The following is a 24,984-nucleotide window of genomic DNA, read 5'->3' on the forward strand; positions in this document are numbered from 1 at the left end:
AATTAATACATAAGACTTTTCTTAACTTAATGACATTGCTTAATACACCCTTCTTTTTATAGGTACTTTAAGCAAATGTAAGTTTAAATTGAACACCATTTGAGCAGTTTGAGGCTATGACCATACCTCCATGTATTCCAATTACTCTTTTAACTATAGCAAGCCCAAGTCCAAAATTACCTTGTTTATCTTTGGTATGGCTTTCAAATAATTCATTGGGATCTTCAATTTTGAATAATGGTCCGTCATTGTATATAATAACTTCTTTGTCCTGAGTAATATCTATCTTTATAACGTTCTTTGCAAACCTTATTTGATTATCCAGTATATTCTCAAAAGCAATAATTAATGCTTCTGCATCTCCGGTAATTTCCAGTGGTATCACATTGATTTTCCATTGAATGTGCGGATATATACCTTTATATTTATTGACTAACTTATTAATAATTCTATCAATGCTGACTTCTCTCCATTGATCTTTCTCCCTATTGATATGATCCAAAGTATTTAATCTCAATAACTGAACTATCTTTCTCTCCAATCTATCAGATTCTTCTTTGATTATATCAAGGTATTGTCCGTCATCAATACTGTACTTACCGTCTTTGACAGCCTCAATGTAGCCTTTTATCACCATAACAGGCGTCTTTAAATCATGTGATGCAGATTGAAGAAATTCTTTTTCCCTATGGTCTGCTTCCTTTAAGGCTTTCTTCATATTCTCTAAGCCTTCTATAAGGTGATTAACCTCAATAATATCACACAGAGGTATCGAATAATCCCAATTTTTATTTGCTACCTCATTCAAGAATACCTGTAATTCATCAATGGGAGACACTACTTTTCTTGCAACTTTTTTTGATATTATTAATAGAAGCCCAAGCACTAATCCAATAATAATGGCAACAACAATATAAATTAGTAAAGGACTCTCTTGTTCCTCCGCAAAAACATATATTTTACTTTCATATTCTACAGCATAGTAATAATAGAGTTTTGCAATACTATAATTAATTTTTCCTTTAATTATTGGCTTATCTGCTCCTAGCACCTCAGACGTAATTCTAGATATCAGCTTATCCCATTCACCATTATGGAACATCCACTTTTCCATAACTTCTTCAATCATATTATCTTTACTGCTATTTGGATCTAATATAAATAAAGGCATATCTTTTGAATACTTGCTCTTTTGTTGCTTGTGAAGATAACCATGGGCATGTTGTTCTAATTCTTGATAACTTGCAAAACGCTTTATCTGTTCTATTAATGTACTATTAATTATAACAATAGCCAAAAACACTATGACTAATATTTTTGCAAATAGAACCCATATCTTGTAACTTAAAGTCTTTGCCTTATTAATAGACTTATCCTTCATCGTAATATCCATTTTTCATAATATAACCATATCCATATACATTATCTATAGGTAATTCACATGCCTTTTTCTTCAATCGTCTTATAGTATCATCAACTACCCTAGTAGACCCAAAATACTCTTCACCCCAAACGTAATCGATTATTTCATCTCTACTCACAGCTATTCCTATATTCTTAATAAGATAATCTAATAGCTCAAACTCTCTATTGGTAAGAATAATATTCTTATTACCTCTAAGCAGTTCTCTAGCCTGTCTTTTAAATAAGTATTCACCAATTTTAATTTCTGTGATTTCAGCTATTACTCGCTCTTGCTTCAAAATTCTGTTAACCCTCAAAACCAACTCTCTAGGTAAAAAAGGTTTGGGTAGGTAATCATCACTACCCATTTCTAATCCAATAACTCTATCTAATTCAGCATTTCGTGCAGACATAAATATAACAGGTACATTACTATTTTGCTTTCTTATTTCTTTAATCAATGTATAGCCATTCATACCAGGAACCATTATATCCAGCACCCATAAGTCCACATCATCTCCAATGGATTTGTATGCTTTTAGCCCATTGTTAAATATATTCACTTTATATCCTTCATCTTGCAAATAGGTGGTTATCAGTGTTGCAAGATGTTCTTCATCCTCTACTAAATATATGGTTTTGATAGTAACACCTCATTTTCCTAACTTCTTTCTACTCTATTACTCTCATTATAACCTATTATTACACTTTTATTAAGTCTATATAAACTAAAGTTATCCTTCCATTTTAATGCCCATTTACCTGTAAATAATCTGTTTCACCCAAAGCATTTTTTACTGAATTAATAATCCCAGTAGATGAATATGTGGCTCCTGAAACGGAATCTACCTGTGTCGCCTGATTGCGTATAATTTCATTAGGGATTATAGAGTTAGCATGATTAAACCATCTTGCATCATCCTGATTACTTGTTACCTCTATGGATTTAATTCTATTATTCAACACAGTCACTTTTGTCTTAATTAGTCCGTTAAAACCTTTGGCCTCACCATAATATACGCCATCATCCAATGACACAGTTTCTAATGTGAGTAGTTCCTGATTTTCAGAAACCCTTGCCTGTGTATTGATATACTTTGGGAAACCTTTATTCAATTTATACATAATAACACCACCAAATGCCATAATCACTGCACAAGCTAAGGTGATTACTATTTTCTTTTTGCTCCATTTTGATTTTTTATGTTTAATGTTCATTGTAAACTCCTTTATATCTTTAAAGACTGGCTGTACCCTTAAAGTACCTTCTATAGGACAGTTACTTATACACTCATAGCAATTGACACATTGTAAAGAATCCACTCTTTTACTATTTGAGATATTAATGTTCATCGTACATGCCTTATCACATTTTTTACAACCAACACATTTATCTTGGTCTCTCTTAATTCTAAAAGGACGAACTATTCCTAACAGACCTAGCTTAGCACCCTCAAAACATAAGTAATTGCAAAACGGTCTCTTAAAGAATATTCCTATAACTAGAAAAAGTCCTATACTGATTAATCCACTAGTAGCAATTACCTTTCCATTAATGATTTGTAAAATATTAACTCTTGGATCAAAGCTTAAAAGTTTCATGATGAAAGTCACACTAAATATTGCTACTAAAAGAAATAATAAGTACCTAGTAAATACTAAAATTTTTTGAATTTTTTTAGGCATTTGCCTTTGCTTAACCCCCAATATGTTACCTAACCTGGCACTTAAGTCCTGCATGAACCCAAAAGGGCATATAAAACCACAGAAAATAGGTCCTAACAGTACTGCTAGTAAAATAATTCCTTGAGCCATGTAAGGAATATTATTATATACACCAACAATAAATAACACTATGAATACAGCCTGTGATATAGTTCTAATAACTTGAAGTCTTTTCATATAATCTCTTCCTCCCTTGTTCTTGTATTATATAATTCATAGGCTCTACAATATACATCACTATGGAGGTAAAACTGTGTGAAACTTGTGTGATAAAAAAGCAGAGGTCAATGCTAAATGCATTAAGTTAAGAAAAGTTATGTAATTAATACATAGATTTCTCTCTAATTTATTCACAAAACACTTGACAATTTAATAAAAAAATGTGGTGTAGCCTCTTGAATATATAATATTTTAGGAGGTTAATCTTAAAACTAAATATTAGGATATGTATTGAAACAATAACTGCAAAATAAAAACAACTCTTTACCTTTGAGTTGTTTTTTCTATATCATTAGTTTTTTAATTTAAATATTTCTTTTCATGCTATTATACAATACTTTGGCTAGCCCTACTCCTTGACCTTTATGCGCCATATTTTCTGCTAGCTTTTCTGTATGCATTTCTTCAAACATCTTTCTTCCGGAGCTTTTTTCAGTTAAACCACTATCTCCAACAGTCTTGTTCATTTCTTTAAACATAATATTAATAAACATTGCCTCAAAATCTCTACATGCTTTCAGTAGCTTCTGTTCCTTTGTAAGAGCTTTAGCCTCACTTTTTTTATACACTGTATTTGTATATGTGCTACTGTTTATATTTAAGTTATCCATAGCTATCTCCTAACTGTTATCTTTTTAAGTTATTCGTTACTTGCATCATCTCTTCTGAAGCTTGGATTGATTTTGAGCTTATTTCATATGCTCTTTGTGCTGTTATCATCTTTACCATTTCTTCTACTATTTGCACGTTTGAAGTTTCTATTAATCCCTGTCTTATAGAGCTCTTCATGTCTTCTGCGTCCACTTGATTTACTTCTCCCGATGCAGCTGTAGCTTTATATAAGTTTTGCCCCTGACTAAGTAGCCCTTCTGGGTTCATAAATGTTACAAACTTAATTTTACCAACATCTACTCTTTCTCCATCTTCGTCCTTAGCTGTAATATTACCAAACAAGTCTATTGATATATCTTTTAAATTTCTATTTATTACAATTTCACCATCATCTTCACTTGTTAAATAATATCCGTCAGATGTTACTAATTTTGCTTCATCATCTTCTACACTTAATTTAAATGTACCATCTCTTGTGTATCTTTTTTCTCCGTTTGGCATCGTAATCTCAAAGAATCCTTCTCCATCTATTCCTAAATCAAACGTTCCTTCTGTAGGCATCAAGTTACCTTGCAAAAAAGATCTCGTTGTAGCAACTGGCATAACTCCATGTCCTACCTCTAGGTTAACAGGTCTTCCTCCGTCATCTGATAAATTACTCCTTTTTAAAGCTTCATACATCAAATCTTTAAACTCTAATCTTTGTGCTTTATAAGATGTTGTATTTACATTTGCTAAGTTGTTTGATATGGTATCTATATTTAATTGCTGTGCTTTCATTGCTGTTGCAGCAGTCCATAATGAGCGCATTCAACTTCCCCCTTTTTTACACTCTGCCTATATCGTTCGCAGCTTTTGATAACATCTCATCCAATGATCTTATCACCTTTTGATTTGTTTCAAAGTTCTTCATTGTATTTATTATGTTTATCATCTCTTTTATAGAGTTAATATTTGATTGTTCTAAGAATCCTCTATTAACAGTTCCTTCAAAATCTATCTCTTTAGCTTCCATTCCTTCAGCTACTTCATACAGATTATCTCCACATTTACGAAGCTGTTCTTTGTTTTCTACATTCACTATGTCAAGATTATCTATAACTTGTCCATCTTTTATTATCTCTCCTGCTTCGTTAATATAAAACTCATCACCTTCTGGTATTATCGAGCCATATTGCCCTAATACGAAATATCCTTCACTAGTTATTATTTCTCCACGATTATTTAGAGAAAAAGAACCATCTCTTGTATACTTAACTCCCCCAGGAGTTTGAACTTTAAAAAAGCCTTCTCCTTTTAATCCGAAATCCATTTTGTTGCCAGTTGGATATAGCTCTCCCTGTGAAAAGTTTGTTGCTATATTGCTAAACCTTACTCCTCCACTTGTAGTTCCTATTACATCATAGCTTGGAAATGTTATTAGATTATCTATTTTTTGACCATCTGAGAACAAATTGCCAAACTTATCTATTGTAAAATTATCTCTATTCACCTTTAGGCGACCTTTTCTCCCTAGTATGTAGCTTTTACCATTTGTGTTTATTGTTCCTTTTGAATTTCTACTAAATGTTCTTAAATAGCCTTGCTCATCTACTGTAAAGTTTATTTCTCTAGCATAACCATTGCCAGCAGATGTATTCACTTTAAAATATCCAGAATTTATTTTTGCATTACAAATTGCATCTTCTTGATTAAACTTTACACCTGTAAATCTTTCATGGTTGTCCATATCTACATTATCGTTAATTTTTTTTAGTAACAACTCTGGGAATGCTTCTGAAATAACTACATCTTTTTTAAAACCATTTGTATTAGCATTTGCTAAGTTATTTGACGTAACATCCAATATTTTTTGATTTTGCAATAACGACGTAGTTGATATATACATTGACCTGAACAATAGAGTCACTCCTTCTCTTATATCACTACTACTATATTCGGCGTAAACAATATCTTTCTTTAGCATTATTTACTAAACATATAATATAGTGCGTATACTTAATCTTTACTCTATTCTATCAAAAGGAAACTAGAAATTTCTATAAATATTTGATTATTAGGTCTTAGTTCCTAATACTTTTTTATCTCTTATAACTATCTGTTATTATACTTGATTCCAAAATGTCTATATGCTCTAGACATTTTCCTGTTCCCTTAGCTACGCATGATATTGGATCTTCTACTATTCTTGCAACTGTTCCAGTTCTCTCTGTTATAAGCTTATCTAATCCATATAATAATGATCCTCCACCTGTCATTATCATGCCTTTCTCGCTAATATCGGCTGCCAACTCTGGAGGCGTTCTTTCTAATACTGTATGAACAGCATCTGCTATAGCCATAACAGGCTCTTTAAGTGCTTCTTCCATATTCGACGAACCTATTTTTAATGTTGTAGGAAGCCCTGTTATTAAATTACGTCCTCTAACGTCCATAAATATTTCTTTGCTTCTTTTATATGCAGTTCCAATATTTATTTTCATTCTTTCAGCAGTTCTTTCTCCTATTAATAAACTGTGTTTCTTTCTCATATATCTAATTATCGCTTCATCAAATTTATCCCCAGCTACCTTTATAGATTTGCTAACTACTATACCTCCTAATGAGATAACTGCTATATCCGTTGTTCCTCCACCCATGTCTATTACCATATGCCCATCAGGCTGTGTTATATCGAGTCCAGCCCCTATAGCTGCAGCTATAGGCTCTTCTATGAGATACGTTTTAACTGCGCCTGCTTGATTACTAGCATCTTGTACTGCTCTTTTCTCTACTTCTGTAACTCCACTAGGTACGCACACTACTATTCTAGGTCTTAGTAGTTTCCTTCCTATAGATTTGTTTATAAAATGCCTTAACATACGTTCTGTTATTTCATAATCAGATATTACTCCATCTCGGAGTGGTCTTATCGCAACTATATTCCCTGGAGTTTTACCAAGCATTTGACGTGCTTCTTCTCCCACTGCTAATAATTTATCAGTATTTTTATCTTTTGCTACTACAGAAGGTTCTTGCAATACTATACCTTTTCCTTTTATGTATACTAAAACACTTGCTGTTCCCAAATCAATACCTATATCCGATCTCAAAAAAAACATCAGCATACCTCACTTTCTTGTCGTATTATAATATATTAGTAAAAAATAATATCCTTTTTCAACGCAAATGTCCAAATTGTACTAATTTTATATCTCCCAAAATGTAATTTTAGGTTATAAATCTATATTTAGCCGTATTTATTATGCTATTTATGTTATTTCTATAGATTATTCCTCAATTCCTCTATTTTTAAATAAATAATGACAAAAAAATTACCCCTTTATAAAGGGATAATTTCCACTTGTTAATACTGCAATTTTTCTTCACCCACTTAAGGATTTGTATTTCATTCTTGTTGCTATTCCACCTCTAATGTGTCTTTCAGCCTTATTCTTATCTAGAACTTCTTTAACCTTCATAGAAATAAGAGGGTTTATCCTTGGAAGGCGTTCAGTTACGTCCTTATGAACAGTACTTTTACTAACTCCGAAAATATTTGCAGTTTGTCGAACAGTTGCCTTTTCTTTTATAATATATTTTGCAATTTCTAAGGCTCTCTCCTCTATATAATCTTTCATATGTCTAAACCCCCCTTGCCATAGGTATTATTTATTTTTTACATTTTATGCTTGTAAATATCATATTAGAACTGTTATATGGAGTTAATTATTGTTCTTTGTTCATAATTTCAGGCAAATACTTCTGTGGATCAACATGCATGCCATTTATTAATAGCTCAAAATGCAGGTGTGGACCTTGTACTAATTCAAATCCAACTCCTTTTCCTACACCACTTATCGGATCACCTTTTTTTACTTTCTGACCTTCTTTTACCATTTTGTCTGTAGATAAGCATGCATATTTGGTAATAATGCCATATCCATGATCCAATGTTATAGTTTTGCCCAACTCTTGCGTTGTCTTTATTTCTATTACTTTTCCGTCTAATACTGCTTTAACTACATTTCCATGTCTAGCCTGTATATCTATACCACTGTGGGTACACCATTGCTCTAGCGTTTTTGAATAGACTAATTTCTCTATTTCAAATTTTTTTGTTATCTGTCCTACTACAGGCAAAGCAATAGTTTTTAGTATCTCGTTTTGCTTTTTTGTTTCATTAGTAGCGATATCCCCTTGTTGTTGTTTATCTTTTATCTTTGGATTTGAGTCTTCGTCCTTATTTTTATCTAAAGATTCATTAGACTCTTCCGCCTTTATTACTTCATCTTCTTTAGTATCAATTACACTAGTTATTGGTTCATCTTTTGCTTTGTCTTTTCTAGGATTACTATTATCACTGAATATGTTTCTTACTTCACTTGTTAGTCCATCCGTTTTGACTTGTGATTTATATTCTAAGCTTTTATACCTCTTAATGTTTTGCCTTGAGACAAACACAGAGGTTATCGCTACTATGCAAATACAAACAAATAGCACAAAGTAAAAACTTTCTTTGCTTATCCTATTTTTCATTTTGTTTATAACCTTGCTAAATTTGCTTTCTCTATTCCTCACGTTTCATTTCTCCCCTCCATATAAATCAATAATTTCATTAATATTATTTCCAATTGTTCAAACATTATACAATTTTATGATTTTTTAACCTTTTATCTTTGTAATAAATTTTGTTTAGATTGAATATGATTATATATAGTCACTAACACAGGAGGATGGATATGAAGAATATATTAGTAGTTATATTATTTGTCTTGTTAATCTCTATTGTTATTCCATTGGGTATTTCTAAAACTTATAACGCCATAATTGAGGACAAGGATATAATAAGTGATATTAAAGATATGAAAATCGAAAAAGATATGGAAATACAACTGTTTGATACAAAAACTCAAACTGTTATAGATGTTCCTCTTGAAGAATATATAATGGGAGTTGTTGCTGCTGAAATGCCAGCCAAATTTAATCTAGAAGCCCTAAAGGCACAAGCTGTAGCTGCTAGAACATTTGCTCTATATAGAATAAGCAAATACCCTAATGGCCATCCTAGCCATCCTGATAGTGGATTGTGCAATGGTGTTCACTGTCAAGCATGGTTATCTAAAGAAAGCTTAAAAGATACACATGGAAAGGATTGGATGCTAGAATATTGGCCTAAGATAGAAACTTCTGTCCTCAGTACTAAAGGAGAAATAGTAACTTATAATAATAATCTTATAGAACCACTTTTCCACTCTGTGAGTGGTGGTATGACAGAAAACTCTGAAGAATATTTTGCTTCTAGAATGGACTATTTAAGAAGTGTTCCTAGTCCTCATGAAGACGGTGCTCCAAGATTAAACGGTCAGGTATCCTTATCTATTGAAGCATTTATTAACAAGCTAGAGAATAAATACCCTAATATTCATCTGACTGAGGACAATATCAAAGATAAGATTTTATTAGTTAATAAAAGCAATTCTGGGAGGATTACTCAAGTTAAAATTGATAATGAGGTAGTATCTGGTAGAGACCTCAGAGAACTTTTCAATCTTAACTCTACTAATTTTAAAATATATGTTTTAACTGATAAGGATGAAATCCAAATAAAAACAGTAGGATATGGCCATGGTGTAGGTATGAGTCAGTGGGGTGCAAACGGAATGGGTAACAATGGATATACATACGAGGATATATTAAAGCACTATTATACAGGTATTGATATCACTAATATTCATGAAAAATAAAATAAAGGCAGAACCATTTTGTTGGTTTTGCCTTTTATCTTATCAAAGTCATCAAGATAACTGACTGTAGTAAGAGTTCAATTGGGGGCGTATTAAGAATTGAGTAACATATCTGACTGTTAGAGGTAACTGAGCAACTAATTTTAATAACATCGTAGAAATCAGGCTTTTTATTCAATCTGAAAGGCAGAACTATTTAGTTCTGCCTTTTCATTCTTTTAAACTCTATATATGTTTGCCCCTAGTTGTGTTAGCTTTTGTTCTATGTTTACGTATCCTCTGTCTATATGATATATGTCATTAATTTCTGTTGCTTCACTGGATACTAATCCAGCTAGAATTAATGCTACACCTGCTCTTAAATCTGTTGCTTTTACTGGTGCTCCTGTTAAATCTTTAGTACCTTCTATTATTGCACTTCTTCCATCGATTTTTATTGCTGCACCCATTCTCCTTAGTTCATTAACGTGCATAAATCTGTTTTCAAAAACCGTCTCTACTATAACACTTGTTCCATTTGCCACTCCCATCAATGCCATGAATTGTGCTTGCATATCAGTAGGAAACCCTGGATAAGGCAGCGTTTTTATATCTACTGCTTTTATTAGCTTATTACCAATTACTCTAATCTCGTCTACTCCTTCTATGACATTTACATCTGCTTCTCTGAGCTTTGCTATAATTGGTTTAATATGATTGCTAAGAACATTTTTTATAGTTACATCGCCATTGGTAATAGCTGCTGCAACCATATATGTGCCTGCTTCAATTCTATCTGGTATGATAGTGTGTGTGCAACCTCTAAGCCCTTTAACTCCATTTATCCTTATTGTATTTGTTCCTGCACCACTGATTTTTGCACCCATGCTACTTAGAAAATTTGCTAGGTCAACTATTTCTGGTTCTTGTGCTGCATTTTCTATTATCGTCTCACCTTCTGCTAAGCATGCTGCCATGATAACATTTTCTGTTGCTCCAACACTAGGAAAGTCCATGTATATCCTATTTCCAGTTAGCTTATCTGCTTTAGCATCTATATATCCATGACCTATAGTAATATCTGCACCTAATGCTTTTAGTCCTTTTAAATGTAAATCTATTGGTCTTGATCCTATTGCACAACCACCCGGTAAAGATACTCTTGCTTTACCCTTTCTGGCTAATAGAGGTCCTAGTATTAAAAACGATGCTCTCATCTTTCTCATCAGTTCATATGGCGCTTCACATTTTTCTAGACTATTGGATGTTATTTCTAAAGAATCTTCTCCTATCCAATCAACTGTTACACCTAATGATGATAGCACTTGGCAAATTACTTCGACATCCATAAGCCTTGGAACATCTTTGAGTACACAACTTCCTTCTGTAAGAAGTGAAGCTGCTATAATAGGTAATGTTGAGTTTTTAGAGCCACTTATTCTGACAGTGCCTTTAAGAGAGGGGCTTTTTTCTACGATTATTTTTGCCATCGCTTCCCTCCTAGTAAAGTATCAATCTAATAACCAGTGGTTATTAGTGGTGTAGCCATCCAAAGATATGTCTTGTTTTCATATTCATTGTATCTCATGGCTACATTTAAGTTCATCTTTTTATCACCACTATAAATATAGTCTTTTAGTTTTGGAGAATATGCACTGACGCTTATTAACGAGCTCTCATCTAATCCTTCAATTACTTTTGCTCCTACAGAATCCAGTGCTTTATAAACCATTTTGTATCTTTTACTTTGATTTAGCTCTCCTTTATAAGTCCCTGTTATACAAGTTGTGATGTGTGGTTTTGCTTTAAACGATAAAAAGGTATTACTTATTTTATTTTCACATAACTTTATTTTATTGATATCATCCGCATTTAGTTCAATGCATAAACTTGTTTCTTGATATTTCTCATCTCCAAATGTAGATAAATATAAAGTTATGTAATCATCATCAATATCTTTCCCATAAACTATTATTTGCCTATTATCTTCTGAATCAATTTTATCTGTATATAAAATTTCTTTTAACTGTATATTTTCTGCTTTAATATTTTCCCCTTCTTCTTTTAAATAAAATTTATCATTTATAAGTTTTTCTAACTCTTCAATTGTCAAAAACTTATCCCCTATTTTATCTGAAGCATTCAAATTTGCCTCTAAAAACTCTGCCTGAGTTGCATTAAACGATGTAGCTATCGTATCTTTTGGCTCATTATTTTCTACTTCCTCTGCACTTGTAAAATTTATAAGACATACAAATAATATAAATATGATTCCTAATATTTTTTTCATGTTACACCTCCAAAATTGCTAAAACTTAATTTAATAAGAGGGAAATATCAAAGTTTTAAATGCTAAAGGGGGACAAAACATTTAATCCTTAAACACTTCCCTCGTTATTAAGTATTGACAAAATAGAGGTCGTTTTATACATTTTTTTATTGTAAATTTTTATTAATATTGAAGGATTTTTTCTTGCTTTAATTTAACTTATATTTTGCTTAAACAACATTATTTATACGCTATAAAAGACGTCCAAAACTGACGTCTTTTAATAATTCTATCTAATTAAACTTATTCTGTTAATAGCTTTTGCAAGTGCAATCTCTGCTCTTGTAATATTTGTATTTTTGTCTTTTTTGTTAAGTCTGTCCTCAGCTCTTTTTTTAGCAGCTTCGGCTCTGTTTATATCTATATCTTCTGGCCATTCAGCAGCATCTGTAATAATTGTTGTCTTATCTTTTTGAACTTCCATGTATCCAGAAGCTATTGCTGCTTGCTTAATGTCCCCATCTCTTTGGATTTTAATTTTACCAATACCCAAAACTGTAACTAATGGTGTGTGATTCTTAAGTATTCCTATATCACCCTCTGTCGATCTGACAATGACCATCTCAACATCTTCTTCAAAAAATTTTCTATCTGGTGTAACTATTTCTAAATTGAATTTAGATACCACTATATCACCTCCAATTATTTGAGGTATTTATTAACTATTACGTATTTCCTCTGCTCTTTTAACCACTTCATCTATAGTCCCTACAAATAAGAATGCAGACTCTGGTAAATGATCATGCTTACCTTCTAGTATCTCTTTAAAACCTCTTACCGTCTCTCTTATAGGTACGTATACTCCTGGCATACTTGTAAATTCCTCTGCAACACTAAACGGTTGAGATAAGAAACGTTGTATTCTTCTAGCTCTTGCAACTATAATCTTATCTTCTTCAGAAAGCTCATCCATACCAAGTATCGCTATGATATCTTGTAGTTCTTTCTGTCTTTGCAATATCTCCTGCACTTGACGTGCTACATTATAATGTTCTTCACCTATTATCGCCGGATCAAGTATCCTTGATGTTGAATCAAGTGGATCAACAGCTGGATAAATACCTAACTCTGAAATCTGACGTGACAGAACCGTCTTTGCATCAAGATGCGCAAATGTAGTTGCTGGTGCAGGGTCTGTTAAGTCGTCTGCTGGTACATATACTGCTTGAACAGATGTAATTGAACCCTTCTTTGTAGATGTGATTCTCTCTTGTAATTGTCCCATCTCTGTTGCAAGTGTAGGTTGATAACCAACCGCACTTGGCATACGACCAAGTAATGCTGAAACCTCTGATCCTGCTTGTGTAAATCTGAATATATTATCTATAAACAATAGAACGTCTTGTCCTTCTGCATCTCTAAAATGCTCTGCCATTGTAAGTCCGCTAAGTGCAACACGCATCCTTGCTCCTGGCGGCTCGTTCATCTGACCAAATACTAACGCTGTTTTGTCTATAACTCCTGAATCAATCATTTCATAGTATAGGTCATTACCTTCTCTGGTTCTTTCTCCAACACCTGCAAATACTGATAATCCACCATGTTCTTTTGCTATGTTGTGTATTAGCTCTTGAATAAGAACTGTTTTACCAACTCCAGCTCCACCGAACAATCCAATCTTACCACCCTTTGAATATGGTGCTATAAGGTCAACTACTTTTATACCTGTTTCAAAAATTTCAGTAGTTGTCTCTTGGTCTTCAAATTTTGGTGCTGGTCTATGGATTGGAGCAGATTCTTTTGTATTCGCTGGTCCTCTCTCATCTATTGGTTCTCCAAGAACATTGAACATTCTTCCTAATGTTGCTTTACCAACTGGAACCGATATAGGACTTCCTGTATCTTTTGCATCCATTCCTCTAGTAAAACCATCTGTTGATTCCATAGATATACATCTTACTATATCATCACCTATATGCTGTGCTACTTCTACCACTATTATATGATCTCCTAGTGGTATCTCAATAGCATTTAAAAGATTGGGTAAGTTGTCTTCATCAAATCTGATATCAACTACTGGACCGATTACCTGAACAACTTTTCCAATATTGTTTGCAGCCATGTATTTCAACTCCTTTCATTTCTGGTAAGCCTTAATATCGCTTTATTTTAATGCTTCTGCTCCTCCAACTATCTCTGATATCTCTTGAGTTATAGCAGCCTGACGAGCTCTATTATAACTTAATTGAAGTTTTTCTATCATTTCTTCAGCATTATCTGTAGCAGATTCCATTGCTACTCTTCTTGATCCTTGTTCACTAGCTGAAGATTCTACCAACCCTCCATATATAGCACTATATACGTACTTTGGTATCAAGTAATCTAGTACTGATTCTGGAGAAGGTTCGTATTCTACTAATGTTTTCTTTGCTTTTTCCTCAGCCTGAAAATTATCAGCTGGAAGTAGTTTTAATACTTTAGGCTGATATGTTATTGTGCTGACAAAACTTGTATATACGAGATTAATTTCATCTATTTCTTTTTCTTCATACAGCTTTAGTGCTAATGAACCTATTTCTAATGCATCTGAGTACGTAGGGCTTTCTGAGATGTGTAAGAAATTTTCTTTGATATCATAATTTCTTCTCTCAAAATATGATTTTGCTCTCATCCCTATATTGATAACAGAAACTTCTTTGTCACCTGCACTATGTTTTTCTACAAGCTTCAATATGTTGCTGTTATAACCTCCACATAGCCCTCTATCTGATGTTAATACTATATATAAAACTTTCTTAACTTCTCTCTTGATTAACATAGGGTGCTTTATACCATCTGTACTAGCTAATATTTCATTTATACTCCTTATCACTGTATCAAAATAAGGTCTAGTTTTTTCAAGTTTTGCTCTTGCTTTTCTAAGTTTGGCTGACGAAACAAGCTCCATGGCTTTTGTTATCTTTTTTGTATTTGAAACACTTCTAATACGTCTCTTTATATCTCTCATTCCTTGAGCCATCGTATCACCTCCATCTCCATTTTGGAGTAGCCTTAGAAAAATGACTACATAGCCATTTTAAAGTTAGCCTTAAACTCATTTATAGCTTTTACAAGCTCTGCTTCTATATTCTCATCTAGATTTTTAGTTTCAAGTATTCCTTTTCCAACCTGTGGATAATTGTTATCCATAAATAGTAGGAATTCATCACTAAAAGCAGTAATTTTCTCTACTGGTATATCACTTAAATGCTTTCTAGTAACCGCATATATTATCATAACTTGCTTCTCTACTGGCACTGGCGAGTATTGTGGCTGCTTTAATATCTCCATGATTCTCTCACCTTGAGCAAGTGTTGCTTGTGTATCAGCATCTAGATCAGAACCAAATTGAGCAAATGCTGCAAGTTCTCTGTATTGTCCTAAGTCTAATCTTAGTGATCCAGAAACCTTTTTCATTGCTTTAATTTGAGCAGAACCACCAACACGTGATACTGAAAGACCAGCGTTAACAGCAGGTCTTTGTCCTGAATAAAATAGCTCAGATTCTAGGAATATCTGTCCATCTGTTATTGATATAACGTTTGTTGGGATATATGCTGATATATCTCCTGCAAGTGTTTCTATTATTGGAAGTGCTGTTATTGAACCTCCACCATATTTGTCATCAAGTCTTGCCGCTCTCTCTAGTAATCTTGAATGTAAATAGAATACATCTCCTGGGTAAGCTTCTCGTCCTGGAGGTCTCTTTAATAGTAATGACATCGTACGATACGCAACTGCATGTTTTGATAAATCATCATACACTATAAGTACATCTTTGCCATTATACATAAATTCTTCTGCTATTGTTACTCCTGCATATGGTGCAATATATTGAAGTGGTGCAAGCTCGCTCGCTCCAGCATTTACGATTATACTATATGACATTGCATCGTGTTGCTCTAAAATCTCTGATATTTTAGCAACTGTAGAATTTTTTTGTCCTATTGCAACATAAATACAGATACAATCTTTACCTTTTTGGTTTATAATAGTATCTAGAGCTATGGCAGTTTTACCTGTTTGTCTATCACCGATTATAAGCTCTCTTTGTCCTCTTCCTATAGGTACCATTGAGTCTATTGCTTTTATACCTGTTTGAAGTGGTACTGATACTGACTTTCTTTTTATAACACCAGAAGCTTTTTGCTCTACTGGTCTAAATTTATCTGTATTTATCGGTCCTTTACCATCTATCGGTTGTCCTAATGCATTGACAACTCTACCTATCATTGCTTCTCCAACTGGTACTTCTACTATTCTCTCAGTCCTCTTTACAACGTCGCCTTCTTTTATATTTTCATCAGAACCCAAAAGAACACAACCAACATTATCTTCCTCAAGGTTCAAAGCCATTCCGTATACATCACCTTCAAATTCTAGAAGCTCACCAGCCATACAGTTCTCTAAACCATGAACTCTGGCGATACCATCACCAACTTGTATTACTGTACCAACATCTACAACATCAAGCTTCTTCTCATACCTCTTAATTTGTTCTTTTATAATTGAACTAATCTCTTCAGGTCTAAGGTTCATCAGTTTTTCACCCCTATCTTTGTAACTTTTACACTGTTTAATAATCCTTTGATTTCATTTAGTTGTCCTTTGATACTAGCGTCTATAACTCTATCTCCAATTCTAACTAAAACTCCACCCATGATATTTTCGTCCACAACATTCTTTAATACTACTTTTTTATCTAATTTTGATGAAAGCTTACTTGCTAAATTTTCAATTTCTTCTTTTGTCATCTTGATAGCTGTAATTGCCTTCGCCTCTACTATGCCTTGCTCTTTATTCGACAATTTTATGTATTCCTTATTAATATCATTTAGGTATCTCTCTCTACCTTTATCAATTATTATATACATAAAATTTAATACTTCTTTTGATGCATGTTCTTTGAATAATTTATCAACTATATCTTTTTTCTCTTTTTTTGATAGCTTTGGATGCTCAAAAATAGTTTTAAGCTTTTTTTCTGAGTTAAACACACCATTTATTGATGATAACTCGTCCTTAAACTTCTCTAATTTGTTCATTTCTAGAGCTACTTCAAACAAAGCCTCTGCATATCTTTTTCCTACTAATTGTGCCATTTGCTTTCCCCTACCTCATTGATAAATTTATTTATCATATTTTTATGGGTTTTTTCATCTAGCTTTTCCTCTACAACTTTGCTTGCAGCCATCATTGCAATACTTACAATTTCTGTCTTCAACTCTTCTGCTGCTTTTTCTTTTTGTCTATCTATTTCTTTATTTGCTTTTTCTAATATATCATTAGCATCTTTTTTGGCATTTGTAACAATTTCTTCTCTTAATTGGTCGCCTCTTTTTCTTGATGCTTCTATAATATCTTTGGCTTCATTCTTTGCTTCACTAATTTTTACCTCATAGCTTTTTCTAAGCTTCTGGGCTTCTGTTTTTTGGTCTTCAGCCAATTTTATATCTTTTGCTATAGCGTCTTTCCTACCTTCTAACATTTTAGTTACTGGCTCATATAATTTATATCTTAGGACACCAAATAAGACGATTGTCGCTAAAATCTGTAATAAAAAATTGACTGGATCAGGTAACACATGTACAGTTGGCATTGCCCTAACCTCCTTTCGTTAAGGTAACGAAATCTATTTTAATTTAATTATTTTCATACTAATGTTTTCCACAAATCAACTGTTAATACGCTCTATACTGGTCTAATTAAAAGTATTCCCATAATTAGAAATGTTGTTGTTAATATTTGATATGCGTAAGTAATTAAGTTAGGTGTTGCGTCCATTACTATACCTCCTTTTAGTTGATATGCAGAACTTGAATAAGAAGCTGCCTTTATTAATATCCTGACAGCCCCTTCCTGTGCTCAGTAATATAAAACATACTCTTATAATGCACCCATTAATGGTCTAACAAATAATAATATTATAGCTATAACTAAGCCATATATACCTGTTGTCTCTGCAACTGCTTGACCAAGGATCATCGTCTTGATTATATCTCCTTGCGCTTCTGGTTGTCTTCCTACTCCTTCTGCAGCTTTACCAGCAGCATACCCCTGTCCTATTCCAGGACCTATACCTGCTATTGCAGCTAATCCTGCTCCTATTGCTGAACATCCTAATACAAAAGCTTCATTACTTATACCCATTTATGTTTCCTCCTTTTTATTTTTCAATATAATTTGTTTTATTATAAACCATATAAATGGTTCCTAAACGTTAATCATCCATTGCCATTGACACAAATACCATTGTTAACATCATAAATATAAAGGTTTGTATTAACCCTGAGAATATATCAAAGTACGAGTGGAATATCGGTGTTATAACTGGAGCTACAAAACCTAGAGCATTATAGAGTAATCCCATAATTATAACTCCACTGAGTATATTACCAAATAAACGGAAAGACAATGATACTGGATTTGCTAACTCTCCTATTATGTTTAGTGGGAATAAGAAAAATACAGGCTCAAAGAATCCTTTTATATAGCCTTTCAATCCTTTTGACTTCAATCCATAATATTGAGTTAATACAAATGTTATAATTGCCAGTGCAAATGTGACATTATAGTCTGACGTTGGAGGTGTAAGTCCTAATAGCCCAAAGAGATTTGCCACCACTAAGAAAAATGCAAGAGTCATTATGTACGGTGCAAATTTCATCTTGTCTTCTCCCATTGTACTCTTTACTAAAGATCTAATACCTTCAACTACCATTTCAACTATATTTAATATCCCTTTTGGTCTATCCTTAGGTTTAACTTTTTTAGCCTTATTGCCAACATATATAGCAAATATAGAAAGCAATATGACTATAATCCAAGAATGAATTACTGTATCATGTATATATATTTCTTTGCCAGACATATTAAAAATAATACCCTTCAAAATATAACCTCCTTTCATAAATATTAAATATACATATAATAATTATGAATCAGCTTGACCTAATGTAAGCATGGTTAAACTGTTATAATTTCATATTATATCAAATTTTTTGACAAATGATAAAAATTATTTTAATTATTTTTTGTTTTCTTATATATTAAATCAAAAAATGTATCAGATAGTATAACAATTTTTACCATAAAAAAACCTAAAGCAGTAGTATAAAAGCTTAAATAATCTGCTACTACGGATATAGCTAGTACCATAGCATAGATTACGTACCTTATCATATAATTCCCCATAACATAGGCCATAATACGTTTTTTGTTCATTTGGGTAGATTTTGCTAATGTTATACTCATCAAACGAAAATTAAGCACATTTATAGATGACCCAAATATCAATCCCTTGACATATGGCATTGGTTCTTTAAATACAAAAAATATAATGCCTATTAATAATAAATTAATAATTATTACTCTTTTTAGTATTGTACTAAAGGTATTTTTTAATAAACTCAAGTTCACTTCACCTCGTTAAATTTTAAACAATCTATTTTTTGTCACCACGTGTTCCTTTAGTAGCTAATTTATATAAGTTCATAAATGATATAACTATACCTAACACTGTAAATACAGCTAGAAAAATAGCTTTTACTCCAATCAAATTATCTATATAATTACCTAAAAAAATTCCCCCTACAATTGGAACCAACATCGTTATCCCAATTTGACTAACTAATGCAAGATTTTTTAGTATCTGACCATAGCTCTTCTTTTTAATCACACATCTCAACTACTTTCTACCAATTTTATATTATATACCAGTTTTTTCAAGTTGTAAATTGTGTAAAATCTATCAGTATTTTTATATAGTACATCTAGTGTATTTTTTTGAATCTAAAATTTCTAACTGTATTTAGTATAATACTTTGCTAGTACTTATATCAAGGATAAATTTATAGTTAATAATTTTTCTTCACAATGGAAAAATGATAAATAACAAGCATAATCATGATTATATCTTAATCAAAGAGCTTTGAATTAATTCTGAATATTTCAAAACTTATTAGAGTTAAAATACTGCTAATACTTAAATATTAACAGCTCTTACATGTGTATTTTACAATATTTCCGAGTGTTGTTAATATATTGTATAAGTCTCATTTAGCGCTTTATTATAGTGCATTGTTCCTATTTTGCCAATTTATTTAAAACTATCCACCAATATATCTACTATTCTCTTTGATGATTTGCCATCTCCATATGGATTTACTGCATTTGCCATCTTAATATACTCGTTTTTATTATTTATTAATAAGTCTATATCATCATATATTTTATCTTTTTCTATCCCAGATAACTTAGCTGTACCGGCTATTATACCTTCTGGTCTTTCTGTCTCTTTCCTAAGTACAAGTATTGGCTTACCAAGTGAAGGAGCTTCTTCTTGAATCCCTCCTGAATCTGTAACTACCATGTAGCACTTTGCCATTAGGTTGACATTTTGTTCATAGTCTAACGCATCTATTAGATGTACTCTATCCATATTGTCTAAATACATTCTAGCTATATCTCTCATTTTGGGATTAGGATGCATTGCAAATACAACTTCTACATCTTCGTTATCATTAACTATTTCTTTAACAGCACTAAATATATTATGCATTGGCTTGCCTATGTTTTCGTTTCTATGCGCAGTCATTAATATTACTTTTTTATTTTCAAAGTCAATTTTATTTAGCAAATCACTCTTAAAAATATAATCTTCCTTTACAGTCTCAAACAGTGCATCTATACAGGTATTTCCTGTAACATAAATAATCTCCTCTGGGTATCCTTCTTTGATTAAGTTTTCTTTGCTTGACTCTGTTGGTGCAAAGTGATAATTTGAAAGCACTCCTGTTAGCTTCCTGTTCATTTCTTCTGGATAAGGTGAATACATATCTCCACTTCTAAGCCCAGCCTCAACATGTCCTATTTTAATTTTGTGATAAAATCCTGCTAAAGCTCCTGCAAATACTGTTGTAGTATCTCCTTGTACTAACAAAACGTCAGGCTGTTCTTTTTTAATAATTTCTTCAAGTCCTTTTAATGCTCTACTTGTGATTTGTGTTAATGTCTGTCCATGTTCAAATATGTTCATATCATAATCAGGCTTTATATCAAATATATCTAAAACTTGATCTAATAGCTCTCTATGTTGTGCTGTCACACAAACTTTATTTTCAACTTTATATTCTTTATTCATAGCCTTTATTATAGGTGCCATCTTTATTGCTTCTGGTCTAGTACCAAAAACGGTTAGAACTTTTATCTTTTTCATATCATTATCCTCCTTCTCTATAAAAAAGAGGTATTCTCAATTTCTGAGCTTACCTCTGTATTTCAAATTTATTAGTTTCTACCTGATTTATGTTTTATTATACTCATTAAGCTCATTTGAACAAAGAATAGTAGTATACCACCTGTAATCATTCCTAGTATGAATGTACTCTTATTTAGATTCATGTCAGTAAGCATAAGTGCTAGCCCGCCTAACAGCATACTAATTGTATACAATACTACAACACTTTGTTTTTGGTTTAGTCCTTTTTTAAGCAATCTGTGGTGTAAATGACCTTTATCTCCTTGAGATATTGGCTGTCTATTAAGAAAACGTCTTATTATTGCAAAAGCTGTATCAAATATTGGTATTCCAAGTATTATAACTGGTAATACAACTGATATTGTTGTAAAACTTTTCATCACACCTCTTACTGATATAACAGATAACATAAAACCTAAAAATAACGCTCCTGTATCTCCCATAAATATCTTAGCTGGGTTAAAGTTGTGTGGTAAAAAACCAAACGATGATCCTGCTAATATTGCAGCCATAAGAACTACGCTAGTATAAAACGGAAATATGTCAACAAACCTTGAAGCCACAAACATCAATGAAACCGATGCTATCCCTGCAACTCCTGCTGCTAGCCCATCTAGCCCATCTATGAAATTCAATGTATTCGTTATTCCGACTACCCAAAATATAGTTATAGGTATAGCAAAATATCCTAGCTTAATAATCTGTCCATTGAGTGGATTAGATACAAATGATATCTTTATCCCTCCCCAAACTAAAACACTTGCTGCTACTATCTGTGCTAAAAATTTAGCTTTTGGCGATAGTACCTTTGTATCATCTACAACGCCTGTTATCACAATCATAGTTCCACCAACTAATATACTAATCAAACTTTTGTCCATCTGTATATATCCTAATAAACAGAACAATAGTAAACTTACAACTGTTGAAAAATATATCGCTAGTCCTCCAAGACTTGGTATTGGTTCTTTATGGACTCTTCTATCGTCTTTAGGTATGTCTACTGCTCCCATTTTTATTGCTAATCTTTTTACTAATGGTGTAGTAAAATATGATAGTAACAAAGCAAATAAAAATGGTCCGACGTATTTAACCATTATAACACTCCTTCAATTATTACTGCTTCTTAATAAATAACTTAGAACTCATTATGATTTTACTTTAATTTCGATATAAAGTCAATCCTGCTAAATATATATTATCCCTTAGTTGATTTAATTCTTATTATATTTAATTTGATGTATAAAACCTTATTAATTTGATCTATAACACAAAGCTCTATAATATACATAGCTTTTATCACTGATATTATAGCCATTTTTATGTATTTTATTACTAACACAAAAATAACATGATTATGTATTTGTTTTTATAAGTTGTTATCATATTAGTCTATATTCATTCACATTACTCAATTTAGCTGTTGTTTTTGTAATATAAATTTAATAAAAATTATAACATTTTTTCTATTAGTATCCCATTTCGCTACTTAATGAATCATCTTCCACTATCCATTGTTTTACCTTTATTTCTCTATACTCATCTTTTGTATCTCTTATAACTATAGCTTTAATACCAGAATTGATAATCATTTTTTTACACATCGTACATGAGTTTGCATTTTTCACAAGATCGCCCGTTTTAACATCCTTTCCTACCAAGTATAATGTACTATCTATAGTATCTCTTCTGCTCGCTGATATAATACAATTCGCTTCTGCATGAACACTTCTGCATTTTTCATAGTTCTGGCCTCTAGGTATATTTAATTTCTCTCTTATACAATATCCTAAGTCTGTACAATTTTTTCTGCCTCTAGGGGATCCTGTATAACCTGTAGCTATTATTTCATCGTTTTTTACAATAATCGCACCATAGTTACGTCTAAGGCATGTTCCTCTTTCTAAAACAGTTTGGGCTATATCTAAATAATAGTTATATTTATCTCTTCTTTTCACACTAATCAGTCCCTTTTTATTTGAACTATATCATCTTTATCTTATATTTTCAAAAGTATTTTATCATAAATTATCAATTTTACATATTAATAGGCTCTTTTATTTTATAACAAAGAGCCCATTCTCATTTGACTAATAATCAATTTTCATCAAAATTTATAATCTTATTACATATTGATATATTAATATGCCTCCTGTTCTTTATTCAATAATTCAAAGTATTTCATACATTGTTTTACTTGTACCTCTTCTTCTTCTGAATGAGGGATAAAACAAGGATAACATTCAGCTTTTAGATACTTACATTCATTACATGGTTTATATTTTTTATAAAAGTCTACACCTTCTGTTAATTTGTATGGTATGTTAAAAATCTCTTCACTCCAAACACTAAAGTAATCTCTGTTTCTTATACTATAAATGTCTCTATCTTCTTTTTTTATATACTCATATAAAAATTTGTCACATGGAGCTAATTGACCTAAATTGTTTATAAATGCAAAGTTTGTACCAGCTCCACATGCATGAGTCGTTCTTGGAAAATCTAAATCTAGTATTTGCTTGCAATAATCTTTAACTATAGGTCTAGCAAATTTGGGTGATATTTCAATTTTATCTTTAGTCTCAGCATATTTAATAGCTATATTTTTAACTAATTCTAATTCTTGCTCATCTGTTATCATCATGTCGTCAGTTGCATTACCACTAGGTATCAAAGCTAATAAATTTAGCTCTTGTACTCCTAAATCCACACAAAAATCAACCATGTCTATTATATAATCATAATTCAGACTACTTACAACTGTATTTATTGTTAAGCTTAGATGTTCTAGTTTATTTTCTTTTTTAAATTCTACTAATGATTTTACATTTCTAACTACTATATCAAATACATTCTTTCCTCTTATTTTATTATTAATCTCAGCTATTGGACCTTCTAAGCTAATTACTATATTATTTAAACTTTTATTCAAAAGTAGTTTTCTAAATTTGCTTTTATTTATGTTCAATCCATTTGTATTAAATCCAAATTTGATTTTTAGCTCGTCTAAATAATCGGTTATTTTTATAAAATCTTCTCTAAAAGTCGGCTCCCCACCTAGGATATGCATATAATCTATTGGTACACATTTACTTATTTTATCAATAATATTTATAATTTCACTAGTTTTTAATTCATCAACCCTATTATTTAGAAAATCAGAATTAATACAATGTTTACAATATAGGTTGCATTTGTATGTTATATCCCATTTTATTATTAAACCCATATCTTCTCTCCTTATCTTACAATTTCAAGTTGTTATGAACGCGTTTTCTAAACAATCATTCTCTATTAATGTGAGTTGGTTATCTCACACTAACGTAAGATAACCAACTACCTTATGTTATTAGCAATTGTTGCAAAGATTTGTTGGTTTTATAACTATAAAGTCTTTTCTAATTAGTTCTTTTCCAAAAGTCAACGTATTCATTAATTCACTCCTCTCTTTTTTATTTTAAGCTAGACATAATATCACATCTATTGTTTAAACATACCTTATCAACCTAATAGCTAATAGATTTGTGATTAATTTATTTAATTGATATTTTTATAATCAACAAGGTAATATGGGAGGTTTTAGACTGTAAAGTTTGTAAATTTGAAAATTTATTATTGTTATAATTTCTATGTTTTATAAAATTTTCCTTTTTTATTTTAAATTTTTTCTTTTTTCATTTATTGATTTAATCCATTATGCAACAGTTGTTTTTTCAAAAAAATTTGTGTAAAAAAAACCGAGTACATCTAAC

At 31.7% G+C, this 24,984-nt stretch carries 26 protein-coding genes; 1 reads left to right on the forward strand and 25 read right to left on the reverse strand.

The genetic code is table 11. From position 1 onward, the window contains the following. Positions 1–67 precede the first annotated feature (67 nt). The 9 genes from P3X86_RS20855 to P3X86_RS20895 form a co-directional block, all read right to left on the reverse strand. Positions 68–1,381, reverse strand: coding sequence for a sensor histidine kinase (locus P3X86_RS20855; protein WP_483294671.1), 1,314 nt, complete (start codon positions 1,379–1,381; stop codon positions 68–70). Next, positions 1,371–2,048, reverse strand: a complete 678-nt coding sequence (locus P3X86_RS20860) for a response regulator transcription factor (RefSeq protein ID WP_483294696.1) — start codon at positions 2,046–2,048, stop codon at positions 1,371–1,373. The genes P3X86_RS20855 and P3X86_RS20860 overlap by 11 nt, the downstream gene beginning before the upstream one ends. Positions 2,049–2,151: 103 nt before the next feature. Continuing rightward, positions 2,152–3,306 (reverse strand): FMN-binding protein, encoded by a 1,155-nt coding sequence (locus P3X86_RS20865; RefSeq protein ID WP_483294672.1) that lies wholly within the window; start codon positions 3,304–3,306, stop codon positions 2,152–2,154. A 347-nt stretch (positions 3,307–3,653) separates the two neighbouring features. Continuing rightward, on the reverse strand, positions 3,654–3,959 hold the full coding sequence (locus tag P3X86_RS20870; protein WP_483294673.1) for a rod-binding protein: 306 nt from the start codon (positions 3,957–3,959) through the stop codon (positions 3,654–3,656). Positions 3,960–3,975: 16 nt separating this feature from the next. Beyond that, on the reverse strand, positions 3,976–4,770 hold the full coding sequence (gene flgG / locus P3X86_RS20875) for a flagellar basal-body rod protein FlgG (protein ID WP_483294674.1): 795 nt from the start codon (positions 4,768–4,770) through the stop codon (positions 3,976–3,978). A gap of 16 nt (positions 4,771–4,786) precedes the next feature. Then, complete coding sequence (locus P3X86_RS20880) at positions 4,787–5,860, reverse strand: flagellar hook-basal body complex protein (protein ID WP_483294675.1); 1,074 nt, start codon at positions 5,858–5,860, stop codon at positions 4,787–4,789. Between the two features lie 181 nt (positions 5,861–6,041). Further along, complete coding sequence (mreB, locus tag P3X86_RS20885) at positions 6,042–7,061, reverse strand: rod shape-determining protein MreB (protein ID WP_483294676.1); 1,020 nt, start codon at positions 7,059–7,061, stop codon at positions 6,042–6,044. Positions 7,062–7,325: 264 nt separating this feature from the next. Next, a complete protein-coding gene (spoIIID, locus tag P3X86_RS20890; RefSeq protein WP_483294677.1) occupies positions 7,326–7,580 on the reverse strand; it encodes a sporulation transcriptional regulator SpoIIID in 255 nt (84 codons plus the stop codon). Positions 7,581–7,668: 88 nt separating this feature from the next. Then, the gene (locus P3X86_RS20895) at positions 7,669–8,520 is read right to left on the reverse strand and encodes a peptidoglycan DD-metalloendopeptidase family protein (protein WP_483294678.1); all 852 of its coding nucleotides are present in this window, start codon (positions 8,518–8,520) and stop codon (positions 7,669–7,671) included. A gap of 161 nt (positions 8,521–8,681) precedes the next feature. Between P3X86_RS20895 and spoIID the strand changes: the two genes are divergently transcribed. Then, positions 8,682–9,686: a stage II sporulation protein D gene (gene spoIID, locus P3X86_RS20900; RefSeq protein WP_483294679.1), complete on the forward strand. Its 1,005-nt coding sequence runs from the start codon at positions 8,682–8,684 to the stop codon at positions 9,684–9,686. 218 nt (positions 9,687–9,904) lie between these two features. On the opposite strand, the gene murA is transcribed toward spoIID, so the two are convergent. From murA to P3X86_RS20980, 16 genes are all read right to left on the reverse strand, one after another. Continuing rightward, a complete protein-coding gene (gene murA, locus P3X86_RS20905; protein WP_483294680.1) occupies positions 9,905–11,155 on the reverse strand; it encodes a UDP-N-acetylglucosamine 1-carboxyvinyltransferase in 1,251 nt (416 codons plus the stop codon). A 26-nt stretch (positions 11,156–11,181) separates the two neighbouring features. After that, entirely contained in the window at positions 11,182–11,955 is a 774-nt protein-coding gene (locus tag P3X86_RS20910; protein WP_483294681.1) for a YwmB family TATA-box binding protein, read from the reverse strand. A gap of 268 nt (positions 11,956–12,223) precedes the next feature. Next, the gene (locus tag P3X86_RS20915) at positions 12,224–12,622 is read right to left on the reverse strand and encodes a F0F1 ATP synthase subunit epsilon (RefSeq protein WP_483294682.1); all 399 of its coding nucleotides are present in this window, start codon (positions 12,620–12,622) and stop codon (positions 12,224–12,226) included. A 30-nt stretch (positions 12,623–12,652) separates the two neighbouring features. Next, entirely contained in the window at positions 12,653–14,056 is a 1,404-nt protein-coding gene (gene atpD / locus P3X86_RS20920; RefSeq protein ID WP_483294683.1) for a F0F1 ATP synthase subunit beta, read from the reverse strand. A gap of 42 nt (positions 14,057–14,098) precedes the next feature. Beyond that, positions 14,099–14,953: an ATP synthase F1 subunit gamma gene (gene atpG / locus P3X86_RS20925; protein WP_483294684.1), complete on the reverse strand. Its 855-nt coding sequence runs from the start codon at positions 14,951–14,953 to the stop codon at positions 14,099–14,101. 44 nt (positions 14,954–14,997) lie between these two features. Then, on the reverse strand, positions 14,998–16,512 hold the full coding sequence (gene atpA / locus P3X86_RS20930) for a F0F1 ATP synthase subunit alpha (protein WP_483294685.1): 1,515 nt from the start codon (positions 16,510–16,512) through the stop codon (positions 14,998–15,000). Then, the gene (locus tag P3X86_RS20935) at positions 16,512–17,075 is read right to left on the reverse strand and encodes a F0F1 ATP synthase subunit delta (RefSeq protein ID WP_483294686.1); all 564 of its coding nucleotides are present in this window, start codon (positions 17,073–17,075) and stop codon (positions 16,512–16,514) included. Before P3X86_RS20935 ends, atpA begins: the two co-directional genes overlap by 1 nt. Further along, on the reverse strand, positions 17,063–17,572 hold the full coding sequence (gene atpF / locus P3X86_RS20940) for a F0F1 ATP synthase subunit B (RefSeq protein WP_483294687.1): 510 nt from the start codon (positions 17,570–17,572) through the stop codon (positions 17,063–17,065). The genes P3X86_RS20935 and atpF overlap by 13 nt, the downstream gene beginning before the upstream one ends. A gap of 287 nt (positions 17,573–17,859) precedes the next feature. Further along, on the reverse strand, positions 17,860–18,123 hold the full coding sequence (atpE, locus tag P3X86_RS20945; RefSeq protein WP_483294688.1) for an ATP synthase F0 subunit C: 264 nt from the start codon (positions 18,121–18,123) through the stop codon (positions 17,860–17,862). A 70-nt stretch (positions 18,124–18,193) separates the two neighbouring features. Further along, a complete protein-coding gene (gene atpB, locus P3X86_RS20950; protein ID WP_483294689.1) occupies positions 18,194–18,865 on the reverse strand; it encodes a F0F1 ATP synthase subunit A in 672 nt (223 codons plus the stop codon). A gap of 131 nt (positions 18,866–18,996) precedes the next feature. Then, a complete protein-coding gene (locus P3X86_RS20955) occupies positions 18,997–19,386 on the reverse strand; it encodes an ATP synthase subunit I (protein ID WP_483294690.1) in 390 nt (129 codons plus the stop codon). 31 nt (positions 19,387–19,417) lie between these two features. Then, positions 19,418–19,651 (reverse strand): AtpZ/AtpI family protein, encoded by a 234-nt coding sequence (locus P3X86_RS20960; RefSeq protein ID WP_483294691.1) that lies wholly within the window; start codon positions 19,649–19,651, stop codon positions 19,418–19,420. Between the two features lie 420 nt (positions 19,652–20,071). Continuing rightward, complete coding sequence (gene wecB, locus P3X86_RS20965) at positions 20,072–21,190, reverse strand: non-hydrolyzing UDP-N-acetylglucosamine 2-epimerase (RefSeq protein ID WP_483294692.1); 1,119 nt, start codon at positions 21,188–21,190, stop codon at positions 20,072–20,074. Positions 21,191–21,261: 71 nt separating this feature from the next. Further along, positions 21,262–22,329 carry an MraY family glycosyltransferase gene (locus P3X86_RS20970; protein WP_483294693.1) on the reverse strand — a complete coding sequence of 356 codons (1,068 nt, stop codon included), beginning with the start codon at positions 22,327–22,329 and terminating at the stop codon, positions 21,262–21,264. Between the two features lie 372 nt (positions 22,330–22,701). Next, positions 22,702–23,190, reverse strand: coding sequence for a deoxycytidylate deaminase (locus P3X86_RS20975; protein WP_483294694.1), 489 nt, complete (start codon positions 23,188–23,190; stop codon positions 22,702–22,704). Between the two features lie 182 nt (positions 23,191–23,372). Continuing rightward, on the reverse strand, positions 23,373–24,461 hold the full coding sequence (locus P3X86_RS20980) for a radical SAM protein (RefSeq protein WP_483294695.1): 1,089 nt from the start codon (positions 24,459–24,461) through the stop codon (positions 23,373–23,375). Positions 24,462–24,984 lie beyond the last annotated feature (523 nt).

The sequence above is a fragment of the Abyssisolibacter sp. ZYX002 genome (assembly GCF_056892235.1).